This window comes from Streptomyces sp. NPDC031121 (assembly GCF_055570615.1).
In genome coordinates this window covers 158395-177978 of sequence record NZ_JBVIGV010000006.1, presented here as the reverse complement: position 1 = coordinate 177978, position 19584 = coordinate 158395, and the positions used below count along the sequence as shown (strand labels likewise).

The 19584-nt window shown below is 76.5% G+C and carries 21 protein-coding genes and 7 tRNA genes; 16 read left to right on the top strand and 12 right to left on the bottom strand.

Annotation, left to right across the window (positions count from 1 at the left end; all coding sequences use genetic code 11):
* Positions 1-201: 201 nt before the first annotated feature.
* Together cobA and ACZ462_RS13005 are read left to right on the top strand one after the other, a co-directional pair.
* Positions 202-1437, top strand: coding sequence for a uroporphyrinogen-III C-methyltransferase (gene cobA / locus ACZ462_RS13010; RefSeq protein ID WP_467803740.1), 1236 nt, complete (start codon positions 202-204; stop codon positions 1435-1437).
* A 56-nt stretch (positions 1438-1493) separates the two neighbouring features.
* Positions 1494-2318, top strand: coding sequence for a TrmH family RNA methyltransferase (locus ACZ462_RS13005; protein ID WP_467803741.1), 825 nt, complete (start codon positions 1494-1496; stop codon positions 2316-2318).
* 16 nt (positions 2319-2334) lie between these two features.
* Here the strand turns inward: ACZ462_RS13005 and ACZ462_RS13000 are convergent, their stop codons facing one another.
* Entirely contained in the window at positions 2335-3534 is a 1200-nt protein-coding gene (locus ACZ462_RS13000; RefSeq protein WP_467803743.1) for a serine/threonine-protein kinase, read from the bottom strand.
* Between the two features lie 563 nt (positions 3535-4097).
* Here ACZ462_RS13000 and ACZ462_RS12995 point away from each other — a divergent pair.
* The 3 genes from ACZ462_RS12995 to ACZ462_RS12985 all read left to right on the top strand — a co-directional run bounded on the left by ACZ462_RS12995 (position 4098) and on the right by ACZ462_RS12985 (position 5912).
* Complete coding sequence (locus tag ACZ462_RS12995; RefSeq protein WP_467803745.1) at positions 4098-4283, top strand: hypothetical protein; 186 nt, start codon at positions 4098-4100, stop codon at positions 4281-4283.
* A gap of 230 nt (positions 4284-4513) precedes the next feature.
* Positions 4514-5548: a phosphotransferase family protein gene (locus ACZ462_RS12990; RefSeq protein WP_467803746.1), complete on the top strand. Its 1035-nt coding sequence runs from the start codon at positions 4514-4516 to the stop codon at positions 5546-5548.
* A gap of 64 nt (positions 5549-5612) precedes the next feature.
* Positions 5613-5912 carry a TFIIB-type zinc ribbon-containing protein gene (locus ACZ462_RS12985; protein WP_467803748.1) on the top strand — a complete coding sequence of 100 codons (300 nt, stop codon included), beginning with the start codon at positions 5613-5615 and terminating at the stop codon, positions 5910-5912.
* A gap of 60 nt (positions 5913-5972) precedes the next feature.
* Here the strand turns inward: ACZ462_RS12985 and ACZ462_RS12980 are convergent.
* The 5 genes from ACZ462_RS12980 to ACZ462_RS12960 form a co-directional block, all read right to left on the bottom strand.
* Positions 5973-6044, bottom strand: a tRNA-Val gene (locus ACZ462_RS12980).
* Positions 6045-6092: 48 nt separating this feature from the next.
* Positions 6093-6164: transfer RNA gene (locus tag ACZ462_RS12975), tRNA-Val, on the bottom strand.
* Between the two features lie 19 nt (positions 6165-6183).
* Positions 6184-6255: transfer RNA gene (locus ACZ462_RS12970), tRNA-Val, on the bottom strand.
* Position 6256: 1 nt separating this feature from the next.
* A tRNA-Cys gene (locus ACZ462_RS12965) sits at positions 6257-6330 on the bottom strand.
* Positions 6331-6369: 39 nt separating this feature from the next.
* Positions 6370-6442: transfer RNA gene (locus ACZ462_RS12960), tRNA-Gly, on the bottom strand.
* A 181-nt stretch (positions 6443-6623) separates the two neighbouring features.
* Between ACZ462_RS12960 and ACZ462_RS12955 the strand changes: the two genes are divergently transcribed.
* The 3 genes from ACZ462_RS12955 to ACZ462_RS12945 all read left to right on the top strand — a co-directional run bounded on the left by ACZ462_RS12955 (position 6624) and on the right by ACZ462_RS12945 (position 9414).
* On the top strand, positions 6624-7679 hold the full coding sequence (locus ACZ462_RS12955) for a chorismate-binding protein (protein WP_467803749.1): 1056 nt from the start codon (positions 6624-6626) through the stop codon (positions 7677-7679).
* 16 nt (positions 7680-7695) lie between these two features.
* On the top strand, positions 7696-8517 hold the full coding sequence (locus tag ACZ462_RS12950) for an aminotransferase class IV (protein WP_467803750.1): 822 nt from the start codon (positions 7696-7698) through the stop codon (positions 8515-8517).
* A gap of 72 nt (positions 8518-8589) precedes the next feature.
* Positions 8590-9414 (top strand): GNAT family N-acetyltransferase, encoded by an 825-nt coding sequence (locus tag ACZ462_RS12945; RefSeq protein WP_467803752.1) that lies wholly within the window; start codon positions 8590-8592, stop codon positions 9412-9414.
* A gap of 16 nt (positions 9415-9430) precedes the next feature.
* On the opposite strand, the gene ACZ462_RS12940 is transcribed toward ACZ462_RS12945, so the two are convergent.
* Entirely contained in the window at positions 9431-9931 is a 501-nt protein-coding gene (locus ACZ462_RS12940) for a DsbA family protein (protein WP_467803753.1), read from the bottom strand.
* A 248-nt stretch (positions 9932-10179) separates the two neighbouring features.
* Here ACZ462_RS12940 and ACZ462_RS12935 point away from each other — a divergent pair, with 248 nt between their 5' ends.
* Positions 10180-10608 (top strand): hypothetical protein, encoded by a 429-nt coding sequence (locus ACZ462_RS12935; protein WP_467803754.1) that lies wholly within the window; start codon positions 10180-10182, stop codon positions 10606-10608.
* Positions 10609-10726: 118 nt separating this feature from the next.
* A complete protein-coding gene (locus tag ACZ462_RS12930) occupies positions 10727-10906 on the top strand; it encodes a hypothetical protein (protein WP_467803755.1) in 180 nt (59 codons plus the stop codon).
* Here the strand turns inward: ACZ462_RS12930 and ACZ462_RS12925 are convergent.
* Both ACZ462_RS12925 and ACZ462_RS12920 read right to left on the bottom strand, forming a co-directional pair.
* Positions 10847-11476, bottom strand: a complete 630-nt coding sequence (locus ACZ462_RS12925) for a CGNR zinc finger domain-containing protein (protein ID WP_467803757.1) — start codon at positions 11474-11476, stop codon at positions 10847-10849. The genes ACZ462_RS12930 and ACZ462_RS12925 overlap by 60 nt on opposite strands.
* 261 nt (positions 11477-11737) lie before the next feature.
* Entirely contained in the window at positions 11738-12151 is a 414-nt protein-coding gene (locus ACZ462_RS12920; protein WP_030011909.1) for an SsgA family sporulation/cell division regulator, read from the bottom strand.
* Positions 12152-12327: 176 nt separating this feature from the next.
* Here ACZ462_RS12920 and ACZ462_RS12915 point away from each other — a divergent pair, with 176 nt between their 5' ends.
* Together ACZ462_RS12915 and ACZ462_RS12910 are read left to right on the top strand one after the other, a co-directional pair.
* A complete protein-coding gene (locus ACZ462_RS12915; protein ID WP_467803759.1) occupies positions 12328-12810 on the top strand; it encodes a TIGR02611 family protein in 483 nt (160 codons plus the stop codon).
* 45 nt (positions 12811-12855) lie between these two features.
* Positions 12856-12927, top strand: a tRNA-Val gene (locus tag ACZ462_RS12910).
* Between the two features lie 66 nt (positions 12928-12993).
* On the opposite strand, the gene ACZ462_RS12905 is transcribed toward ACZ462_RS12910, so the two are convergent.
* The gene (locus tag ACZ462_RS12905; RefSeq protein ID WP_467803760.1) at positions 12994-15477 is read right to left on the bottom strand and encodes an SCO7613 C-terminal domain-containing membrane protein; all 2484 of its coding nucleotides are present in this window, start codon (positions 15475-15477) and stop codon (positions 12994-12996) included.
* Positions 15478-15558: 81 nt separating this feature from the next.
* Here ACZ462_RS12905 and ACZ462_RS12900 point away from each other — a divergent pair, with 81 nt between their 5' ends.
* Together ACZ462_RS12900 and ACZ462_RS12895 are read left to right on the top strand one after the other, a co-directional pair.
* Positions 15559-16086, top strand: coding sequence for an SRPBCC family protein (locus ACZ462_RS12900; protein WP_467803761.1), 528 nt, complete (start codon positions 15559-15561; stop codon positions 16084-16086).
* A 39-nt stretch (positions 16087-16125) separates the two neighbouring features.
* Positions 16126-16197: transfer RNA gene (locus tag ACZ462_RS12895), tRNA-Val, on the top strand.
* A 78-nt stretch (positions 16198-16275) separates the two neighbouring features.
* On the opposite strand, the gene ACZ462_RS12890 is transcribed toward ACZ462_RS12895, so the two are convergent.
* The gene (locus tag ACZ462_RS12890) at positions 16276-17001 is read right to left on the bottom strand and encodes an exonuclease domain-containing protein (RefSeq protein WP_467803762.1); all 726 of its coding nucleotides are present in this window, start codon (positions 16999-17001) and stop codon (positions 16276-16278) included.
* A gap of 208 nt (positions 17002-17209) precedes the next feature.
* Here ACZ462_RS12890 and ACZ462_RS12885 point away from each other — a divergent pair, with 208 nt between their 5' ends.
* Entirely contained in the window at positions 17210-17800 is a 591-nt protein-coding gene (locus ACZ462_RS12885; RefSeq protein ID WP_467803764.1) for a DUF4365 domain-containing protein, read from the top strand.
* The gene (locus ACZ462_RS12880; RefSeq protein WP_467803765.1) at positions 17800-19071 is read left to right on the top strand and encodes a hypothetical protein; all 1272 of its coding nucleotides are present in this window, start codon (positions 17800-17802) and stop codon (positions 19069-19071) included. The genes ACZ462_RS12885 and ACZ462_RS12880 overlap by 1 nt, the downstream gene beginning before the upstream one ends.
* 30 nt (positions 19072-19101) lie before the next feature.
* Here ACZ462_RS12880 and ACZ462_RS12875 read toward each other — a convergent pair whose 3' ends face one another.
* Positions 19102-19584 carry a GNAT family N-acetyltransferase gene (locus ACZ462_RS12875; protein ID WP_467803767.1) on the bottom strand — a complete coding sequence of 161 codons (483 nt, stop codon included), beginning with the start codon at positions 19582-19584 and terminating at the stop codon, positions 19102-19104.

The window sequence follows — 19584 nt, the reverse complement described above, 5'->3', positions numbered from 1 at the left end:
GAATCGGCCCCGCCGGCGTTCGAGGCGCGGGGTCCGGGGGCGGAGCCCCGGTTCGGGAAGGAGGGGCAAAGGCCCCGCGCAGCGGCCGGCGCGGCGGGTCGTATCGTGGACCCGCACACCCGAAACCGCACGTCACACCGGACAGGCCGCTCCAGCGCAGCAGCGGCAGCAGACCACCGCCGTCCCAGGAGCCGCACCGCCATGGCACATCCGGCACACCCCGCGTACCCCGTAGGCCTCCGCCTCGCCGGCCGCCGCGTCGTCGTCATCGGCGGCGGACAGGTCGCCCAGCGCCGCCTCCCCGCCCTCGTCGCCGCGGGTGCCGACGTCCTGCTCGTCTCACCGTCCGCCACGCCGTCCGTCGACGCCATGGCGGAGACCGGCGAGATCCGCTGGGAGCGCCGCCGCTACCGCGAGGGCGACCTCGCCGGCGCCTGGTACGCCCTGATCGCCACCCAGCACCGCGAGGTCAACGAGCAGGCCTCCGCCGAGGCCGAGCGCGAGCGGGTCTGGTGCGTCCGCGCCGACGACGCCTCCGCCGCCACCGCCTGGACCCCGGCCACCGGCCGCGTCGAGGGCGTCACCGTGGCCGTCCTCACCGGCAACGACCCGCGCCGCTCCGCGGCCGTCCGCGACGCCGTGGTCGAGGGCCTCCGCGACGGCACCCTCGCCGCACCCGGCCACCGCGGCCGCGCCACGGGCGGGCCCCGCGTCGCCCTCGTCGGCGGCGGCCCCGGCGACCCCGACCTGATCACCGTCCGCGGCCGGCGGCTCCTCGCCGAGGCCGACGTCGTCATCGCCGACCGGCTCGGCCCCCGCGACCTCCTCGACGAACTCCCGCCCCACGTGGAGGTCATCGACGCAGCGAAGATCCCGTACGGCCGCTACATGGCCCAGGAGGCCATCAACAACGCCCTCATCGAGCACGCCAAGGCCGGCAAGGCCGTCGTCCGGCTCAAGGGCGGAGACCCGTACGTGTTCGGCCGCGGCATGGAGGAGCTCCAGGCCCTCGCCGAGGCCGGCATCGCCTGCACCGTCGTGCCCGGCATCTCCAGCTCCGTCTCGGTGCCCGCCGCCGCCGGCATCCCGGTCACCCACCGCGGCGTCGCCCACGAGTTCACCGTGGTCAGCGGGCACGTCGGCCCCGACGACCCGCGCTCCCTGGTGGACTGGGCCGCGCTCGCCCGCCTCACCGGCACCCTTGTCGTCCTCATGGGCGTCGACAAGATCGGCCTGATCGCCGAGGCCCTCGTCCGCCACGGCCGCGACGCCGACACGCCGGTCGCCGTCGTGCAGGAGGGCACCACCGCGAACCAGCGCCGCGTCGACGCCACCCTCGCCACCGTCGGCGAGCGGGTCCGCGCCGAGGACGTCCGCCCGCCCGCCGTCATCGTCATCGGCGAGGTCGTCCGCGTCGCGGCGGCCCCCGGCGCCTGAGCCGCGGCGCCCGCACGGACATTGGCACCCCACCCCGGACAAGGCAGTATCACCCTGTGGCTGATCTCATCACCGTCGACGACCCCGACGACCCGCGCCTGCGCGACTACACCGGCCTGACCGACGTCGAGCTGCGCCGCCGCCGCGAACCCGAGGAGGGACTCTTCATCGCCGAGGGCGAGAAGGTCATCCGGCGGGCGAAGGACGCCGGGTTCGAGATGCGCTCGATGCTGCTGTCCGCGAAGTGGGTCGACGTCATGCGCGACGTCATCGACGAACTCCCCGCCCCCGTGTACGCGGTCACCCCCGAGGTCGCCGAACGCGTCACCGGCTACCACGTGCACCGCGGGGCGCTCGCCTCCATGCAGCGCAAGCCGCTGCCCGACCCCGCCGAACTGCTCGCGGCGGGCGGCTCCCGGCGCCGCATCGCCGTCTTCGAGGGCTTCGTCGACCACGCCAACCTCGGCGCCGCCTTCCGCAGCGCCGCCGCCCTCGGCATCAGCGCGATACTCCTCTCCCCCGACTGCGCCGACCCGCTCTACCGGCGCGCCATCAAGGTGTCCATGGGGTCGGTGTTCTCCGTGCCGTACGCGCGCCTCGCGGACTGGCCGGCCGACCTGGAGCAGGTCCGCCAGGCCGGCTACCGGATCCTCGCCATGACGCCGAGCCCGCAGGCCGCCTCCCTGGACCAGGTCCCGCCGGAGCGCTTCGAACGCTGCGCGATCATGCTGGGCTCCGAGGGGCACGGCCTGTCCACGCACGCCCTGCGCGCCGCCGACGAGTGGGTACGCATCCCCATGGCCGAGGGCATCGACTCCCTCAACGTCGCCGCGGCCTCCGCGGTCGCCTTCTACGCCACCCGCCCGACCCGGCAGGCGTGACGCGCGGCGCCGGGGCTCAGAGCTTCTGCGCGGCCGCGATCCCGAGCGCCACGACCAGCGTCACCACGACGAACACGATCAGCCGCTGCCGCATCAGCCGCGGGTCCGGCCGCGACGGCCGCCGCCCCGCCCCCGTCGTCCGCGGCACCGGACGGCCGCCCGTCCGCCCGGCGGTCGGCCGCGACGACGGGCCGCCGCCCCGGTTCCGCGGCGACGACGGCCGCGACGGCGGCCCGCCCGGCGCACCCTTCACGGCACCCCTGCCCGCCCCCTGCGGGGCGGGGGTGCGGCCGGTGCCCCGCTCCGCCCGCTCCTCGGGGAACGGCTGGGTCAGCCGCCCGGTGGGCCGGTCGGCGCGCACGCGCTGCGCCGGCGGGCGCCCGTCCGACAGGCCCTGCGCCTCCCGGGCCGCGATCTCCTTCAGCCGCATCGACAGCTGGAGCGTGCTCGGCCGGTCCTCCGGGTCCTTCGCCAGGCAGGCCCGCACCAGCGGTGCCAGCGCGTCCGGCACGCCCACCAGGTGCGGCTCCTCGTGCACGACCCGGTACAGCATCACCTCGGAACTGCCGTGCCCGAAGGGCGAGTCGGCGGTCGCCGCGTAGGCGAGGGTCGCGCCCAGCGCGAACACGTCGGTGGCGGGCGTGACGGCCGCCCCGCGGACCTGCTCGGGGGCGAGGAAGCCGGGGGAGCCCACGGCCGTGCCCACGTGGGTCAGCGTGCTGGCCCCGGTGGCCCAGGCGATCCCGAAGTCGATGATCCGCGGCCCCTTGGGCGACAGCAGGATGTTCGACGGCTTGAGGTCCCGGTGGACGACCCCCGCCTCGTGGACCGCCACCAGCCCCTCGGACAGGGCGGCTCCGATCGCGGCGATCTGCGCCGCCGTCAGCGGGCCCTCCTCGGCGACCTTGTCGTGCAGGGACGGGCCGGGCACGTACTGGGTCGCGAACCACGGGCGCTCCGCCTCCAGGTCCGCCGCCACCAGGCGCGCCGTGCACCCGCCGCGGATCCGCCGGGCGGCGGACACCTCGCGCGCGAAACGGGAGCGGAACTCCTGGTCCTCGGCAAGGTCCGGGCGGATCACCTTGAGCGCGACGCGCTGCCCGCGCCGGTCGGAGCCCAGGTAGACCACGCCCATGCCGCCGGCGCCGAGCCGCCGGTGCAGCCTGAACGAGCCGACGACACGCGGGTCCTCGCGCCGGAGCCGCATCATCGCCATGTCCACCCCGCTGACCCGTCGTCCTGTTGACGTGGCACAGCTTACGGACCATCCGCCACGAGCGCTCAGAGGCCGCGCCCTCGCCGGGGCAATCGCTCGTCAGTGCGCGGGGACCCCCGCGGGGGTGCGGAACCCCGCCGCACCCGCCCCCGTACGGCACCCCCGGCCGTCCCCAACCCCCGTACAGCGAAGGGAGATTGAAAGGCCGTCGGCTGAACCGGCGCCGAGGGCCGGGCGGAGGGCGGGCGCGTGCGCCGGGCGCACCGCCGGGGCGGTCGCACTGCACCCGGTCCGGGGACCCGCATGTGCGGGGAGTGACGGAAGTGAGCGAACTCACCACGCTGTGGTCATCCCCTCCGGGAAGACCCCCACGAAAGCGGGGCGGCCTCCAACCAGGGGAGTACACGCGGCCCGCCCCGTCATCCTCCCGGAGGCCTGCCAATGGGTACGCGGGCAGGACGCCCCGCGCCCCCGCCGTCCCTAGTGTGGTGGTCATGCGGCGGGCGCACTCTCGTCCCCCGAGGTCTCGTGCCCGCCGCATCCAGACGACAGGGAGAGGGGCCATGGCGGACACGGCACGGCACGGGCGCAAGGCATTCGCGTTCCACGCCCACGAGTCCGGCACGCGCCACCCGCTGGTGGCCGCGGCCATGGTCCTCCCCCTGGCCGCCCTCCTGCTCTTCCTCTTCGGGGGGTTCGAGCAGGTGGCGGCGCAGGCGTCGTCCGTGGGCGCGATGCTGGGGCGCTGAGCGGCGCCCCGCCCGGGAGAGCGGCCCGGGCAGGGGGCATCGGCCCGCCGAACCCCGTGGGGACGGGGGAGCGGCGGACGGCAGGTGAAGGGTGCTGCCCGTACGACTGGGGAGTCGGACGGGCAGCACGCTCTTTTGCCCTCCCGCCGTGCCGCGGTTGCCGCCGCGGTGTTCCGTAACCTGCTGTGCGAGGGCCGGTGGCCCAGGGACCCACAGGCGGGGGAGCAGCGATGAACCAGGAGCACGCCGCCCGGCGCCTCGGGAAGGGCGCGGTGCCCGCCCCGGCCGCGCCGCTGCCCGCCGCACTGGCCGCTTACGCCACCGGCGAGCCGGAGCCCGCGTACCAGCTCCTCGCCGAGCGCGAGGACGGCACCGTCGTGCGCTGCGGGCAGGTCGTCGCCAAGGCGCACGCCGCCGACAGCGATCCCGAGGAGCTGGCCGTCCGGATGCGGATCGCCGCCGACCGGGCCCTCGCGGGGGTCCTCCTCCCGCCGCTGCGGCCCGGGGCGGGCCTGCTGCGGGGCCGGCCGGTGTCGCTGTGGCCGTACGGGGACCCGGTGGACGCCGAGCGCCCCGAGGACGCCCCGTGGGAGGCGGCCGCCGGGCTGCTGGCGGCGCTGCACCGGGTTCCGCTGGCGGCCCTGCCGGGGCCGCTGCCCGCCATGCGGGGACCGGCGAAGCTGGCGCGGGCCCTGCGCCGGCTGGCCCGCGCGGGCGGCCCCGACCGCGGACCCCGCCCGGCCGTGGAATCCCCGCCCGCCCCGGGCGGCTCCGGCCTCGGGCCGCAGGCCGTCTGGGACGCGGCGCGGACGCTGCCGGCCTGGGCGCGCGGGGAGGCCCCCGCACCGGGCGGCGGCGTCCTGTGCCACGGTGACCTGCACCTGGGGCAGTTGGTGCGGGGGAGCGCGGCGGGCGGCGGCTGGCGGCTGATCGACGTCGACGACCTGGGGGTCGGGGCGCCCGCCTGGGACCTCGCCCGGCCCGCCGCCTGGTACGCCGCCGGGGTCCTCGGCAGTGGCGCCTGGGCCCGGTTCCTGGAGGCGTACCGGGCGGCGGGCGGCCCGGCCGCGGGGCGCGCCGGCTGCGACCCGTGGCCGGCCCTGGACGTGGCGGCCCGGGCCCTGACCGTGCAGACGGCCGCGCTCGCGCTCGCCAAGGCCGCGGAGAACCGGCGCAGGCTCGACGACGTGGAGCGGCTGATGGTCGAATCCTGTGCCCGGATCGCCGCTCACCCGCCCGGCTCGGAGGAGCCCCGTCCGGCGTAGGGTGAGGGCCCTGCACCGGGCGGACGCACGGTGCCGACGCAGACGGCGAGGAGTTGGTCCGGCCATGCAGTGCCCGAAGTGCCACGCGATGATGCACACCTACAACCGCAACGGCGTCCAGATCGAGCAGTGCAGCGGCTGCCGCGGCATCTTCCTCGACTACGGGGAGCTGGAGGCGCTGACCCGGCTGGAGTCCCAGTACACCGCCGGCCAGTACGGGCAGGCCCCGCCGCCGGCCGCGCCCCCGGCGCCGTACCCGGCCCCGCACGCCGCGCCGCACGCCGCTCCGGCCTGGGGCGCCCCGCACCACGGGCACCACGGCCACCACCGCAAGGGCTTCGGGCGCATGCTGTTCTCGTCCTGAGCCCCCGGGGCCGCACACGCGGAAGCCCCGGCCGTCGAGACGGCCGGGGCTTCCGGTCGGTGCGCGATACTGGGATTGAACCAGTGACCTCTTCCGTGTCAGGGAAGCGCTCTCCCGCTGAGCTAATCGCGCGGGCCACGGCCGTGAAGCCGCAGGTCAAACGGTGTTGCAGATACTGCGTGCGCGATACTGGGATTGAACCAGTGACCTCTTCCGTGTCAGGGAAGCGCTCTCCCGCTGAGCTAATCGCGCGGGGGATCCGAAGATCCGGTGGACGATACTGGGATTGAACCAGTGACCTCTTCCGTGTCAGGGAAGCGCTCTCCCGCTGAGCTAATCGTCCTTGGAGGTGGAGACGGGATTTGAACCCGTGTAGACGGCTTTGCAGGCCGTTGCCTCGCCTCTCGGCCACTCCACCTCGGAGTTGCAGGGTATCTCGGGAAGATCCCCCACTCAGAGCGGACGACGAGACTCGAACTCGCGACATCCACCTTGGCAAGGTGGTGCTCTACCAACTGAGCTACGTCCGCACCGTCACCGTGTTCGCTCCGGGGTTCTCCCCCTTCGCTCCCTGGCGACGTGTTGAACTCTAGCGGATTCCCGGGCCAGCTCAAAAACGCGTTTCCGCAGCGTGCTGCCGCGCGATCACCACCGGTCACCCGCCGGTCACCACCCCGGCGCCTTTCGGCCACCGGCCCTAGACTCACAGCCGTGCACGACCTGCCTCCCCTGGCCCGCTTCGGCGGCCTCCTCGCGACCGACCTCCGCGACGTCACCAGCGACCCCGCGGCCCTGGACTCCTCGGGCTTCTGGGCGGTCGCCGCCGACTTCGAGGGGCGCCTGGTCTGCGCGCGCTTCGGGGACATACGCCCCGACCCGGTCCCGGAGCCCGTCCCCGGCGCCTGGCGCGGCCCCGCCGCCGACCGGTGGTCCTCCTCCCTCGACCGCGTCGCCTACACGGCGGGCGTCCGCCGCATCCGGGAGCACATCGCCGCCGGCGAGGTCTACCAGGCCAACCTGTGCCGCGTGATGTCCGCGCCGCTGCCCGACCCCGACCGCGCCGACGTCGACGCCCTGACCGCGCTGCTGGCCCGCGGCAACCCGGCGCCCTACGCAGGAACGATCCGCCTCCCGGCGCACGGCGTGGAGATCGCCACCGCCTCCCCGGAGCTCTACCTGCGCCGATCCGGCCGCCACGTCGAGTCCGGCCCGATCAAGGGCACCGGCCGCACCGCCGCCGACCTCCTGCCCAAGGACCACGCCGAGAACGTGATGATCGTGGACCTGGTCCGCAACGACCTCGGCCGCGTCTGCGCCACCGGCTCGGTCGCCGTCCCCGAGCTGTGCGCCGTCGAGGAGCACCCCGGCCTCGTCCACCTCGTCTCCACCGTCAGCGGGGAACTCGCCGAAGGCGCCGGCTGGCCCGAGCTGCTCGCCGCGACCTTCCCGCCCGGCTCCGTCACCGGTGCCCCCAAGTCCTCCGCCCTGCGGATCATCGAAGCCCTGGAGACCGCGCCGCGAGGCCCCTACTGCGGCGGCATCGGCTGGGTCGACGCCGACCGCGGCCTCGCCGAACTCGCCGTCGGAATCCGCACCTTCTGGATCGACCGCCAGGCCCCAGGCGGCGCCCGCCTGCTCTTCGGCACCGGCGCCGGCATCACCTGGGGATCCGACCCGGAACGCGAATGGGCCGAGACCGAGCTGAAGGCCGCCCGCCTGCTGGCGGTAGCGTCGGGCACCCGGGCGGTGACAGGTACCCCCGGGTGAGCGGAGGGATCGTACGGTGAGGATCTGGCTCGACGGCGCACTGCGGGACGCCGACCACGCGCACGTGTCCGTGTTCGACCACGGCCTGACGGTCGGCGACGGCGTGTTCGAGACCGTGAAGGCGGAGCGCGGGAAGGCCTTCGCGCTCACCCGCCACCTGGAGCGGCTCGCCCGCTCCGCCCGCGGCCTCGGACTGCCCGAGCCCGACCTGGACGAGGTGCGCCGCGCCTGCACGGCCGTCCTCGACGCCAACCCCGTCCCGCTGGGCCGCCTGCGCATCACCTACACCGGCGGCGTCTCGCCGCTCGGCTCCGACCGCGGCGACAGCGGCCCCACGCTCCTCGTCGCCCTCGGCGCCACCACCCGGCGGCCCGACACCACCGCCGTGATCACCGTCCCGTGGGTGCGCAACGAGCGCTCCGCCGTGGCCGGCCTCAAGACCACCTCGTACGCGGAGAACGTCGTCGCGCTCGCCGCCGCCGGGAAGGCCGGAGCCTCCGAGGCCCTCTTCGCCAACACCGTCGGACAGCTGTGCGAGGGTACCGGCTCCAACGTCTTCGTCGTCCTCGACGGCGAGCTGTACACCCCGCCCGTCTCCTCCGGCTGCCTCGCCGGCATCACCCGCGCACTCGTCGTCGAGTGGGTGGGCGCCAAGGAGGCCGACCTGCCCTTCGCCGCCCTGGAGCGGGCCGAGGAGGTCTTCCTCACCTCCACCCTCCGCGACGTCCAGGCCGTCCACCGCGTCGACGGCCGCCCCGCCCCCGCCGCCCCCGGACCCGTCACGGCCCGCGCCGCGCGGATCTTCGAGGAGCGCGCCGCGGACGACCTCGACCCGTAGACCGCCGCCCCGCCCGGGGCCGGCCCCGGAAATCGCTGTCGTACGGGGCCCCGCGGCGGGTACACATCCCTGATGACCACCACGCTGCGGCCGAGCGGGCCGCTCCAGGAGGGCGCCGCCGGCGCCCGCTCGCGCCCGTACGAGATCCGGGTCAACAGCCGGCGCGTCGGCGCCCTGCTCCTCGCCTGCGACAGCGCCTTCGGGCCGGCCGTCGGCGAGATCCGCGACCTCGCCGTCGACGAGCCCGACCGGCGGCGCGGCCGCGCCACCGTCGGCGCGCTCGCCGCCGAGGAGGTCCTGCGCGGCTGGGGCTGCCGGCGCGTCCAGGCGTCCGTCCCCGCCGACTCCCCGGGCGGCCTGCGCATGGCCGCCTCACTCGGCTACACCGAGTACAGCCGCGCCATGGCCAAGGAACTCCCCGCCGCCCCGCCCGCCCTGCCAGGCGGGACCGCGGGGCGGCCCATGGACGCGCAGGAGTACGCGCGGTGGCTGCCCGCCGCCGTCGACGGCTACGCCGAGGACATGGCGGGCCGCGGCATGCCCGCCGCGGCGGCACGGCGGAAGGCCGAGGACGACCACCACCGGCAGCTGCCGCAGGGCCCCGACACGCCCGGCAACGACCTCCTCGTCCTGGAAGCCGCCGGAGGAACCGTCGGGCACATCTGGATCGGGCCCTCCGCAGCCGGCGCGTACGTCTACGACGTCGCGGTCGCCGAGGCGCACCGCGGGCGCGGGCACGGCCGCTCCCTGATGCTCCTCGCCGAACGGGCCGCGCTCGCCCGCGGCCACCGCGCGCTCGGCCTCCAGGTCTTCGCCGGGAACACGCCCGCGCTGCGGCTCTACGAGTCGCTGGGCTACCGAACGGTCCGGTTCACCTACGGCAAGACCCTGCTCTGAGTCCCCGGCCCGACGGCTATGCGCCCTCGGCGAGCAGCCGGTCCGCGATCTCCTCGATGCGGGCGCGCAGCCCCTCCTGGCTCTTGCCGCCGTCGAGGCGCTCGCCGCCGATCACGTACGTCGGGGTGCCGGACACCCCGATCGCCTTGCCCTCGGCCTGGTCGGCGTCCACGATCAGGATGTGCCGGCCGTCGATCAGGGCGGTGTCGAACTCCTCGGCGTCGAGGCCGAGTTCCCGCGCCACGTCCAGCAGGACCGCCTCGCCGCGCTCGCCCAGCTCGGCGGCGCGGGCCAGCACGGCCTCGGCATACGGCCAGTCCTGCCCCTGCACGGCCGCCTCCTCGGCGGCCTGCGCGGCGGCGAAGGCGTGCTTGTGCTTCTCCAGGGGGAAGTGGCGCAGCCGGATGTCCAGCCGGCCGCCGTAGCGGGCGCGCAGGGCCCGTACGTCGTCCAGGGCGCTGTGGCAGTCCGGGCACTGGAGTTCGCACCAGACGTCGAGGATCACGGAATCGGTCATGCCGACAGTCTCCCAGCCGCCCGGCCGCTCCCGGGCCCGGGTCGCCTCTATCGGATCTTGCCGGACGACGCGGGTCAGGCAAGATCCGAAAGAGACGGCCTGACACCCCCTGCGGAGGAGGCCGACCCGGAGATGTCCCGGAGATCGGCGCCGGAGCCCCGGGGGGCGTGGCCGGGCCGGCGGCCGGCGGTGCAGGATGGAGGGAGCGGGGCACGAAGAGGGCCCCGACGGCCGCCCTGGAGGACCGCATGCTCGCCGAGACCGTATGTTCCGCGCTGGCCGCGGCGGGCCTGGGCATCGCCGCGGTGACCGCGTTCCGCAGGCGCTACCTCGCGGCCACCCGGATCGCCGCGTACGCCCTGGTGCCGGCGGGCCTGGTGCTGACGGGCGTCGTCGAATGGGCGGCCGGGATCGTCTTCCAGCCCGCCGTCTGGGTCGGCTTCGGCCTGCTGGGCCTGTCCTGGGTGCTGCTGGCGGCGACCAGGGCCGTGGAGCGGCGGGGCGCGGGCAGGGCCCGCAAGGCCGCCGAGGCCTCCGCCCCGCAGGCCGTCGCCCCCGCCGCGCCCGCACCCCCGCTCGGCCGCGGCACCCGCCCGCAGGCCGCACCAGGCCGCGCGGCCGCTCCCGAGGACGACTTCTCCGACATCGAGGCGATCCTGAAGAAGCACGGCATCTGAGCCGGCGCCGCGGGCCCGCGCCCGCCGTCGGCGCCTGTGACGAGAAGGAGTGAACGCGGCCGCGGTACGGGCGTGTTGAGGGCGGCCCCGCCCCGCGGTGGGCCATCATCGCCCCGACATGCCGGACACATCGCAGAGGGCGCCCGCGGCACCGGCCCGGACGCCCGCCCCCGCTCCCGCCGCCGAGGAGCAGCGCGGCTGCCTCTTCGCGCTCTCCCAGCCCCCGCTGATGATCTTCCTAGGGGTGGTCGGCACCCTGCTGATGCTGGCCGGCGTGCACGACCTGTTCCTGCTCTGAGTGGTCCGCGGGCCCCGCGTCGGCCTCCTTGCGCCGCGCCCGGTACGCCGCCACGTGCAGCCGGTTCCCGCAGGTCCGGCTGTCGCAGTAGCGCCGGGAGCGGTTGCGCGAGAGGTCCACGAAGGCCCGCCGGCAGTCCGGGGCCTCGCAGCGGCGCAGCCGCTCCTGCTCGCCGGCGACCACGATGAACGCGAGCGCCATGCCGCCGTCGGCGGCCAGGTGGTCGCCCAGGGAGGCGCCGGGGGCGAAGTAGTGCACGTGCCAGTCGTAGCCGTCGTGGTCGGTGAGCTGGGGCGTGGTCCCCGCCGTCGCCACCAGCTCGTTGATCAGGGAGACCGCGGCGCGGGCCGTCGTCGCCGCGAAGACCTGCGCGAACTTGCCGCGGACCGTCCGCACCCCCGCCAGGTCCCGCGCGCCGAGCTCGCCGACATCGCTGATGTCGTACTCCCGGACGAAGGCGCGCAGCGAGCCCAGGTCCGCGAGGCCGTCGGGCTGGTCCGCCTCGGCGGCCGTGTTCACCAGAGCGACGACGACGTCGAGCGCTCGACGGGTGTCGTGGGGGATCTGCACGGAACTCGCTCCCTGTGGCCGGGCCTGCGGCGACGGGCCGGTGCCGCCGCCGGGGGCCGACTCTAGCCGCCCGGCGCCCCCGCCGGGAGGTGTCTCTTGTGCGAACACGCACACCGGCGCCGCCCCCGCGGACGGCTTCCGCGGGAACAGCGCCGGCACTGCCGTATGTGGTTCTCCAGCCGGCCCGCACCGTCGCCCCGAGTCGGACGGTGCCGGGCGGCCTCCGGCGTCAGCCGGGAGGTTCTTCCCCGGGGGGCCGGCTCAGCTCTCGGCCAGGATGTGCGAGAGCTCCTTGTCGAGGTCGAAGTGCCGGTGCTCGGTCCCGGGCGGGACCGCGGCGTCAGTCCGCTTGAGGAATGACTCGAGTGCCCGGGCGGGCGCCTCGAGCAAAGCTTCTCCCTCCGGTGAGCTCAGGGCGATGCAGACGACGCCCTGACCGTGGCTGCGGGACGGCCACACACGGACGTCCCCGGTTCCGGTGGGCCGGTGCAGGCCCTCCGCGAGCAGGTCGCGGGCGAACACCCACTCGACCGTCTCCTCGGCGCCGGTGTGGAAGGTGGCGTGCACGGCGTAGGGGTCGGCCGTGTCATACCGCAGGCCCGCGGGAACAGGCAGTGAGGACTCGCTCGACACAACGAGGCGCAGGTGCAGCTCGCAGCTGACCGTGGTGTTCATAAGCGCCAGGGCCTTTCGCTCAGTGTGCGCTCGGGGATTCGCACGTCGGCGAAATCGACATGCCACCTACGGTGCCGTTGTAAACCCCTCTGACCGTTTTGCGGCTCTCTGGGTCCCTCGAACGGCGGATCCAAACCTCCATTCACGTGTGCTTCCGGCTCCGGTAGATTCGACCCATGAACACGGGGAGTGACCGCGAGGCCGGGGCGTCCAACGCCGAGGAGACCGCCGGGCACGCCGTCGGCGGTACCGACGGCGGCAGCACCGGAGAGACCGAACAGGAAGCGCTGCACGTTTCGAAGGCGCCGGAATTCATCAAGAGGCGCCGCACCCTGCACCTGAGCTGGCAGGTCGGCGTCTTCATCGTCGGCCTCGCCGTGATCGGCGCCGGCGCGGCGATGCTCGTCCTGCCCGGCCCGGGGTGGGTCGCGATCTTCGCCGGCCTGGCGATCTGGGCGACCGAGTTCGCCTGGGCGCACCTGGTCCTGCGCTGGACCAAGCGCAAGGTCACCGAGGCCGCCCAGAAGGCCCTCGACCCGAAGGTCCGCCGCCGCAACCTGATCCTCACCGGCACCGGCCTTGTGATCGCGGGCGCCCTGATCGGCTTCTACCTGTGGAAGTACGGGCTCACCCTGCCCTGGGACCTGAAGGACCAGTGATGGTCCGGAGCACCGCTGACATGCGGTAATGTTTGCGGTGTGCCCGGGCGATTAGCTCAGCGGGAGAGCACTTCGTTCACACCGAAGGGGTCACTGGTTCGAACCCAGTATCGCCCACCCGGACCGAGGGCCCGGAGACGGAAACCGTCTCCGGGCCCTCGGCGTTTCCGCCGGGGCCCGGCCTCAGCGCAGCCGGCCCAGCGCCTCCCGCAGGCGCCGCGCGTCGCGCAGCCGCTTCTCGTACGTCGCCCCGACCGCCAGGAGCAGCAGCCCCGCCAGCGCCGGGAGCACCCAGCGCGGCAGCAGCCCGGCCACCTGCACCGCGTACGGGGCCAGCTCGTGCACCGCGACGGCCGCCAGGCAGGCCCCGCCCAGCAGCAGCGGCGCCTGGAGCCGCCACCGCGCGCCCGCCAGGGTGACCGCCAGCGCCCCCGCGCCGAGCAGCAGCGGCCGCAGCCAGTGCGCGTCGCCCCACGCCGCGGCCAGGCTCGGCAGCAGCGTCGCGGCCAGGCCCGTGCCGTACGCCGTCCAGGAGGAGGCCAGCGGGTCCCGGCGGCGGCGCACGAAGCCCACCGCGAGCGCGGCCGCCGTCACCGGCAGCGTGTACGCCTCTACCGCCGACACCCCGGACTCCCACAGCCGCAGCCACGCCGCCGCCACCCCGAGCACCCCCGCCGCCCAGCCGAGCCGGCGCCGCTCGGGCCGCACCGCGGCCCCCGCGCACACCACCCCGGCCAGCGCGCACGCCGCCGACCACAGGCCGGGCCGGCCGGCCGGGAGCAGCACCGCGGCCACGCCGACCGCCGCAGCCGCCGCCTCGGCGGGCACCCGGACCCGGCCCAGCCGCGGGCCCGCGGCCGCCACCGCGGCCGGCACGGCGAGCAGCGGCAGCGCCCATCGGGGCGCCGACAGCCCCGCCAGCGCGGCGGCCGCCGCCACCAGCCCCGCGGCCGCCGCCACGGCGAGCACCGCCCCGCCCGCCCGCACGGCTTCCGGAGCGGTACGCCGGGCCGCCGCGGCCGCGCTGCCCGCGCCGACGGCGCCCAGGACCGCGAAGGTCGCCCCGCGCCCGTCCAGGGCCGCCAGGGACACCGCCACCGCTCCGGCCGCCGCGCACAGCGCCGCCGCCCGCACCGGGCCGTCCGCCGCGTCCGCCGCCGGGCGCACCGCGAGGAGCGCGGCCGCCGCCGTCACGGCCAGCTGGACGCCGAGCACCGCCGCGGCCGGCAGCCCGTGCCCCAAGGACGCCGAGAACAGCGCTGCCCAGCCGCACACCACCGCGGCCGCGCCCGCCGCGGCCGGCCCGGCGGCGCGGACCGCCGCCGGAGCGGCCGCCGGATCGACCGGCGGCGGGCCCGCGGGCGCGGCCGGCCGCTGCGGGCGCGGCGCCGGCCACCGCGATGGCACCCGGCCCGCCCACCACGCCGCCCCGCCCGCCAGCAGCAGGGCCGCCACGGCGCCGGCGCCGGGCCCGTACACATCGGCCGGCGGCGTCGCCTCCCACGCCTCGCGCACCACCGAGAGCCGCGCCACCACGGCAAGGCCGGCCGCCGCCAGCCCCCACAGGGCCGTCAGGGCGGCCACCCCCGCCCCCGCCGCGCCCAGGCCGCGCCGCACCGCACCCGGCACACCGCCGACCGCGGCCGCACCCAGCAGCGGCAGCGCCGCCGCCAGCACCGCGACCGCCGCCCAGCCCCCGGACGCCTCCGGCAGCACCGGCCCGGCGAGCGCCGCCACCGCGGCCAGGCCGCCCGCCGACGCCGCCGCCGCGGCCGGCGGGAACCGCCAGGCCACCGCCACACCCAGCACCGCGCAGCCCGCCGCCAGCAGCGCCGGACCCGCCGCGGCGCCCGCACTCCCGGCCGCGGCCAGCCGCACCGCCGCCGCGAGCAGGGCACCCGCCCCCAGCAGCCCCACCGGCACCCACACCGCCCGGGCCGACCACGCGGCCCGCGCCCGCAGCCACCCCGAGCACACCGGGACCGACGCCAGCGCGCCGTCGAGCGCCGCCGTCGCCAGCAGCGCCCACCCGAACGCCACCGGGCCCGCATCGGCCGCCAGCGCCGCCAACGGCAGCGGCAGCTGCACCGCGAGCACCGCGGCCGGAGCGGGCACCGCCAGCCGGGGCAGCGCCGCCCCGTACGCCGCCCACAGCGCGGCCAGCACCGCCGCGGCCCCCGCCGCGTATGCCGTGCCGTCCGCCCCCGGGAGGGCGACCGCGTACAGCGCGTACGCGTCCAGCACCGTCAGCAGCAGCCCCACCGCCGCCACCGACTCGGCCGTCGACCGCAGTCCGCGCCGCACCAGCAGCGCCGGCGCGGCCAGCGCTGCCGCCGTCACCGCGCCCAGCACGGCCGCCCGTCCGCCGATGCCCAGCGAGCCCCAGCTGACCAGCGTGAACGCCAGCGCCGCCACCGCGAGCAGCACCGCACCCAGCGCCAGCAGCACGTTCTGCGCGCTCGGCGCCGACGCCTCGGGGCCGCGCCCCGCCCCCGGCCCCGCAGCCGCCGCGGCCCCCCACCCGGCCGGAGCCCCCCGGCCCGCCGGAGCCGCCGACCGCAGCAGCCACTCGCGCCGGGCCAGCAAATAGCCGCGGCGCGCATCCAGTTGGGCCAGCTCGCGATCGATGAGCGCCAGCTCCTGGGCCGGCGGGGGAGGTCTGTCCATGCTCCGCAGTGTGGCGCCCGTCACCGGCCCGGAACATGGGGGCGGCTACTCAGATCCGCCCTGAGTACGGACACTGGTCGCATGGGTCCCCGCCGAACAGCCCGCGCAGACCGCACGCCCCATTCCCCGCGCAGGCCGTCGAGGCACCGGTTCTGCTTCCGCAGCGCCTGGGACCTCGACGCCCCGCCGGACCGCGTGTACGCCGTCCTCGTCCGCGCCGAGGACTACCCCCGCTGGTGGCCGCAGGTCCGCCGGGCCGAACGCACCGGCGGGCACACCGGCACCGCCCGCATCCGCTCCGTCCTGCCGTACACGCTCCGCGTCACCACCACCGAACTCCTGCGCGACCCCCGCGGCGGCATCCTCGAAGCCGCCCTCGGCGGCGACATGGAGGGCTGGGCCCGCTGGACCGTCCGCCCCCGCCCCGGCCCCCGCGGCACCACCGGTACCCGGGCCCTGTACGAGCAGGAGGTCGAGGTCCGCCGCCCCTTGCTGCGCCGGCTCTCCGGACCCGCCCGCCCCCTGCTGCGCCTCAACCACGCCCTGATGATGCGCGCCGGACGGCGCGGTCTCGCCCGCCTCCTGGCCGGCCCGCCGCAAGCGGTTTGAACCCGGGCCCGTGCCTCTTGTATTGTTCAGTGCGTTCCCGGGCGATTAGCTCAGCGGGAGAGCACTTCGTTCACACCGAAGGGGTCACTGGTTCGATCCCAGTATCGCCCACCGGGACAGGCCGGTCCGTCAGACGACGGACCGGCCTTCCGCATTCCCGGCCCCCGCGACCCCGCCGCGCACCGCACCTCACGCCGCCGTCGACACCTCCGGCCGCAGCGGCCAGTGCGGGTCCACCGCCTCCGGCGTCCCCTGCCGCGCGAACCACGCCTGCAGCCCGCGCGCCTGCGCCGCGTACCACACCGCCTGGAGGGTGTGCAGCTCCGCCGGACTCAGCCGCTCCAGCCGGGCCGCGAACCGCCGGCCCACTGCCCGCACCACCTCCAGCGACGCCAGCGCGTCCGCCGCCGCCTCGTGAGCCCCCTCCAGCTCAATCCCGTAGTGCTCACACAGGTCCGCCAGCGTCCGCCGCCCCTTGCGGTAGCGGTCCAGGTGCTTGTCCAGCACCCGCGGGTCCAGCACCGTCAGCGGCCGGTTGTCCAGGTACCGCGCCAGCGACGACGCCCGGTGCCGGCGCAACTCCCGGTCCAGCAGCGTCAGGTCGAACGGCGCGTTCATCACCACCACCGGCCGGCCCGCCACCTGCTGCTCCGCCAGCGCCCGGGCTATCTCCTCCATCACCGGCGCCGGCCAGCGCCCGTTGTGCTGGAGGTGCTCGTCCGTCAGGCCGTGCACCTCCGTCGCCTCCCGCGGCACCGGAATGCCGGGATTGACCAGCCAGCGGGTCTGGCGGACCCGGCCGCCCGCACACTCCTGCACGACGAGAGCGGCGGACACGATCCGGTCCCGCTCCACGTCCACCCCGGTCGTCTCCGTGTCGAATGCGGCCAGCGGCCCCTCGTACCAGCGCGTCATGGCGAACTCCTCGTTCCCGATCGGCGGATGGGGCGCACCGCGCCGCCGCCCCCCTCGCCCGATTCCGTGATACCCGGCCCGTTTGCGCCGTACGCCGTTTGCGGCCGGTCCGGTACGGAGACAACTTCCCCGGGGGGCCGCACACATGAACGGCCGTCACCCCGACCGCACCCACCCGGCATTGCCCGCGAGGCAGGGGGAGCCGGCCATGGCACTCACCCGACCCGAACAGGGCGGGGTGCTGCCGGGGCGGGCCGGCGCGCAGGACAGCGTGCGCCCGGACCCGCTGCGCGGCACGCTCGCCACCACCGCCTGCATGGAGACCCTCCAGGTGGGATACCTGCACGCCGTCGCGGCCGCCGCCGGCTGCTCGCTCTCCCAGCCGTTCCCCGACAACGGCATCGACTGGCAGGTCAACCACGGCGCGCCCGAGCACACCGTCGACGACGAGGTCACCATCAAGGTCCAGCTGAAGGCCACCTACCAGGTCGCGCCCGCCCCGCCCGGGCCCACCTTCGGCTTCACCCTCGACAACGAGCACCTCGTCAAGCTCGCCCGCACCCCCGTCGCCGTCCACAAGATCCTCGTCGTGATGCTCGTCCCGAGGGAGCGCGAGCAGTGGCTCGCCGCCGGGCACGACCGGCTCGACCTGCGCCACTGCTGCTACTGGACCAACCTCGCCGGGCACCCCGTGACCGGCCGCCGGCGCACCACCGTCCGGATCCCCACCACGCGGATCTTCGACGACCGGGCCCTGTGCGAGATCATGACCCGGGTCGGGTCGGGAGGGACACCCTGATGCACCGCAACCCGCCGGAACGCGACCGCCGCCGACCGGCGCCGCCCGCGTACGCCGCCCGCCCCGGCCTCCCCGCCTACGGGGACCCCGCGGACCCGGCCGCGCCCGACCCTGCCCGCGTCGACCCCGCCGTCCTCGGCGCTTTGCTGAGCCGGCACGGCTGGCAGCGCCGCGGCGGCGCCGCCGGACGCTTCGGCCGCTGGACGCCCCCCGCCGCCGGCCCGGGCCCCGCCCCGGCCAGCATCCTCGTCCCGGAGAGCCGCGCCTTCCCCGACAGCGCCGACCTCCTCGAAGAGGCCCTCGCCGCGCTCGCCCGCAGCGCCCTGCCCTCCGCCCGCGAGGTGCTGTACGGCCTCGGGGTGCCCAGCGACGAGGTCCGCTGGGAGCGCCGGGTCCCCCAGGGGCCCGCGGGCCCGTACGGGCTGCCCGGCGGGGCCGCCTGGAGCGTGCAGGAGCAGCTCCGCTCGGCCGCCCGCCAACTCCTCCTCGCCGGAGCCCTCGCCGACCGGGCCCGCGTCGGCTACCACGGGGCCCGGCACCGCGCCCGCGCCGAACGCGCCCTGGACGGGGTCCTCGTCGGCCCGGCCCCCGACGGGCGGGCGCTGACCGCGTACGTCCCGGTCGCCGGCGGCCGCGGCACGGTGGCCCGGCTGCACCACGCCCTGCACGCCGCCCGGGACGCCGTCGACTACCGGCGCGCCACCGGCGGCATGGAGGCCTTCGACGCCGCGGTCCCGGCCGGCGTCAGCCGGGAACTCGCCGACGCGCTCATCGCCCTCGTCCGCGGCTCCGAGGGAGCCCGCATCGCGCTGGCCTGGGCGCCGGCCGCCGGGCCGCCCGCCGGGTGCGCGGCCCGCCCGGAGCCCGTCGAGTTCTCCCCCGGGGACCTGCCCGCGCTCCGCGAGGCCGCGGCCCGCTACACCCGGGCCGAGCCGGCCGTCCCCGTGCGGATCTCCGGCACGGTCGTCCGGATGCGCAGATCTGCCCCCAGCGGCGGGGGCACCGTGCGGCTGCGGGTGCTGTCCGGCGCGGAGATCGCGTACGCCCGCGTCGCCCTGGACGAGGACGCCTACCGGGCCGCCGGCCGCGCCCACCTCGCCGGCGTCCCCATCCGGCTCACGGGCCGCCTCCAGCGGCGCGGCGGCTTCCGCCGGCTGACCGACGCAGAGGACGTGGCGCCCGTCCCCCTGGACGAGGTGCAGCGCGACCGCCTGATGAAGTCCCTGGACGACCCCTCGGGACCGGCGGAGTTCCTGCCCGGCGACGACTAGTGCCGTGACCCGGTGAACCTTTCCACAGCACTAGCCCGTGCGAGGGGCCAGCGCGAACGAGGCCATCACCAGGCCCGGCGCGGGGGAGAAGTCCGCACCGCGGACGAAGCCCAGCCGCTCGTACAGGGCGACCGCCGGCGCGTTCGCCGCGCCCGTCGTCACCGTGACGGGCACCCCCGCCGGGAGTTCCGCCAGAAGGTGGCGCAGCAGCAGCGAGGCGATGCCGAGGCGGAAGCGGGCCGGGTCCACGCACAGCCGGTCCACGCACACCGCGCCGTCCGCCTCGCGCTCCCAGGCGACGAACCCGCCGATCTCCCCGTCCGCGCCGACGGCACCCCGCCACTGAAGGGGCCTGGCGCGCAGCTCGGCGAGGCTCTCGTGCAGGGCGGGGATGCCGTCGAAGCCGATCAGCCCCGCCTCCACCGCGTACGCCGCCCGCCCGATCCGGTGGACGGCGGCGGCGACCTCCTCATCGGCCAGGTCCAGCGGCCGCACCGGCCATGTCGTCGTCAT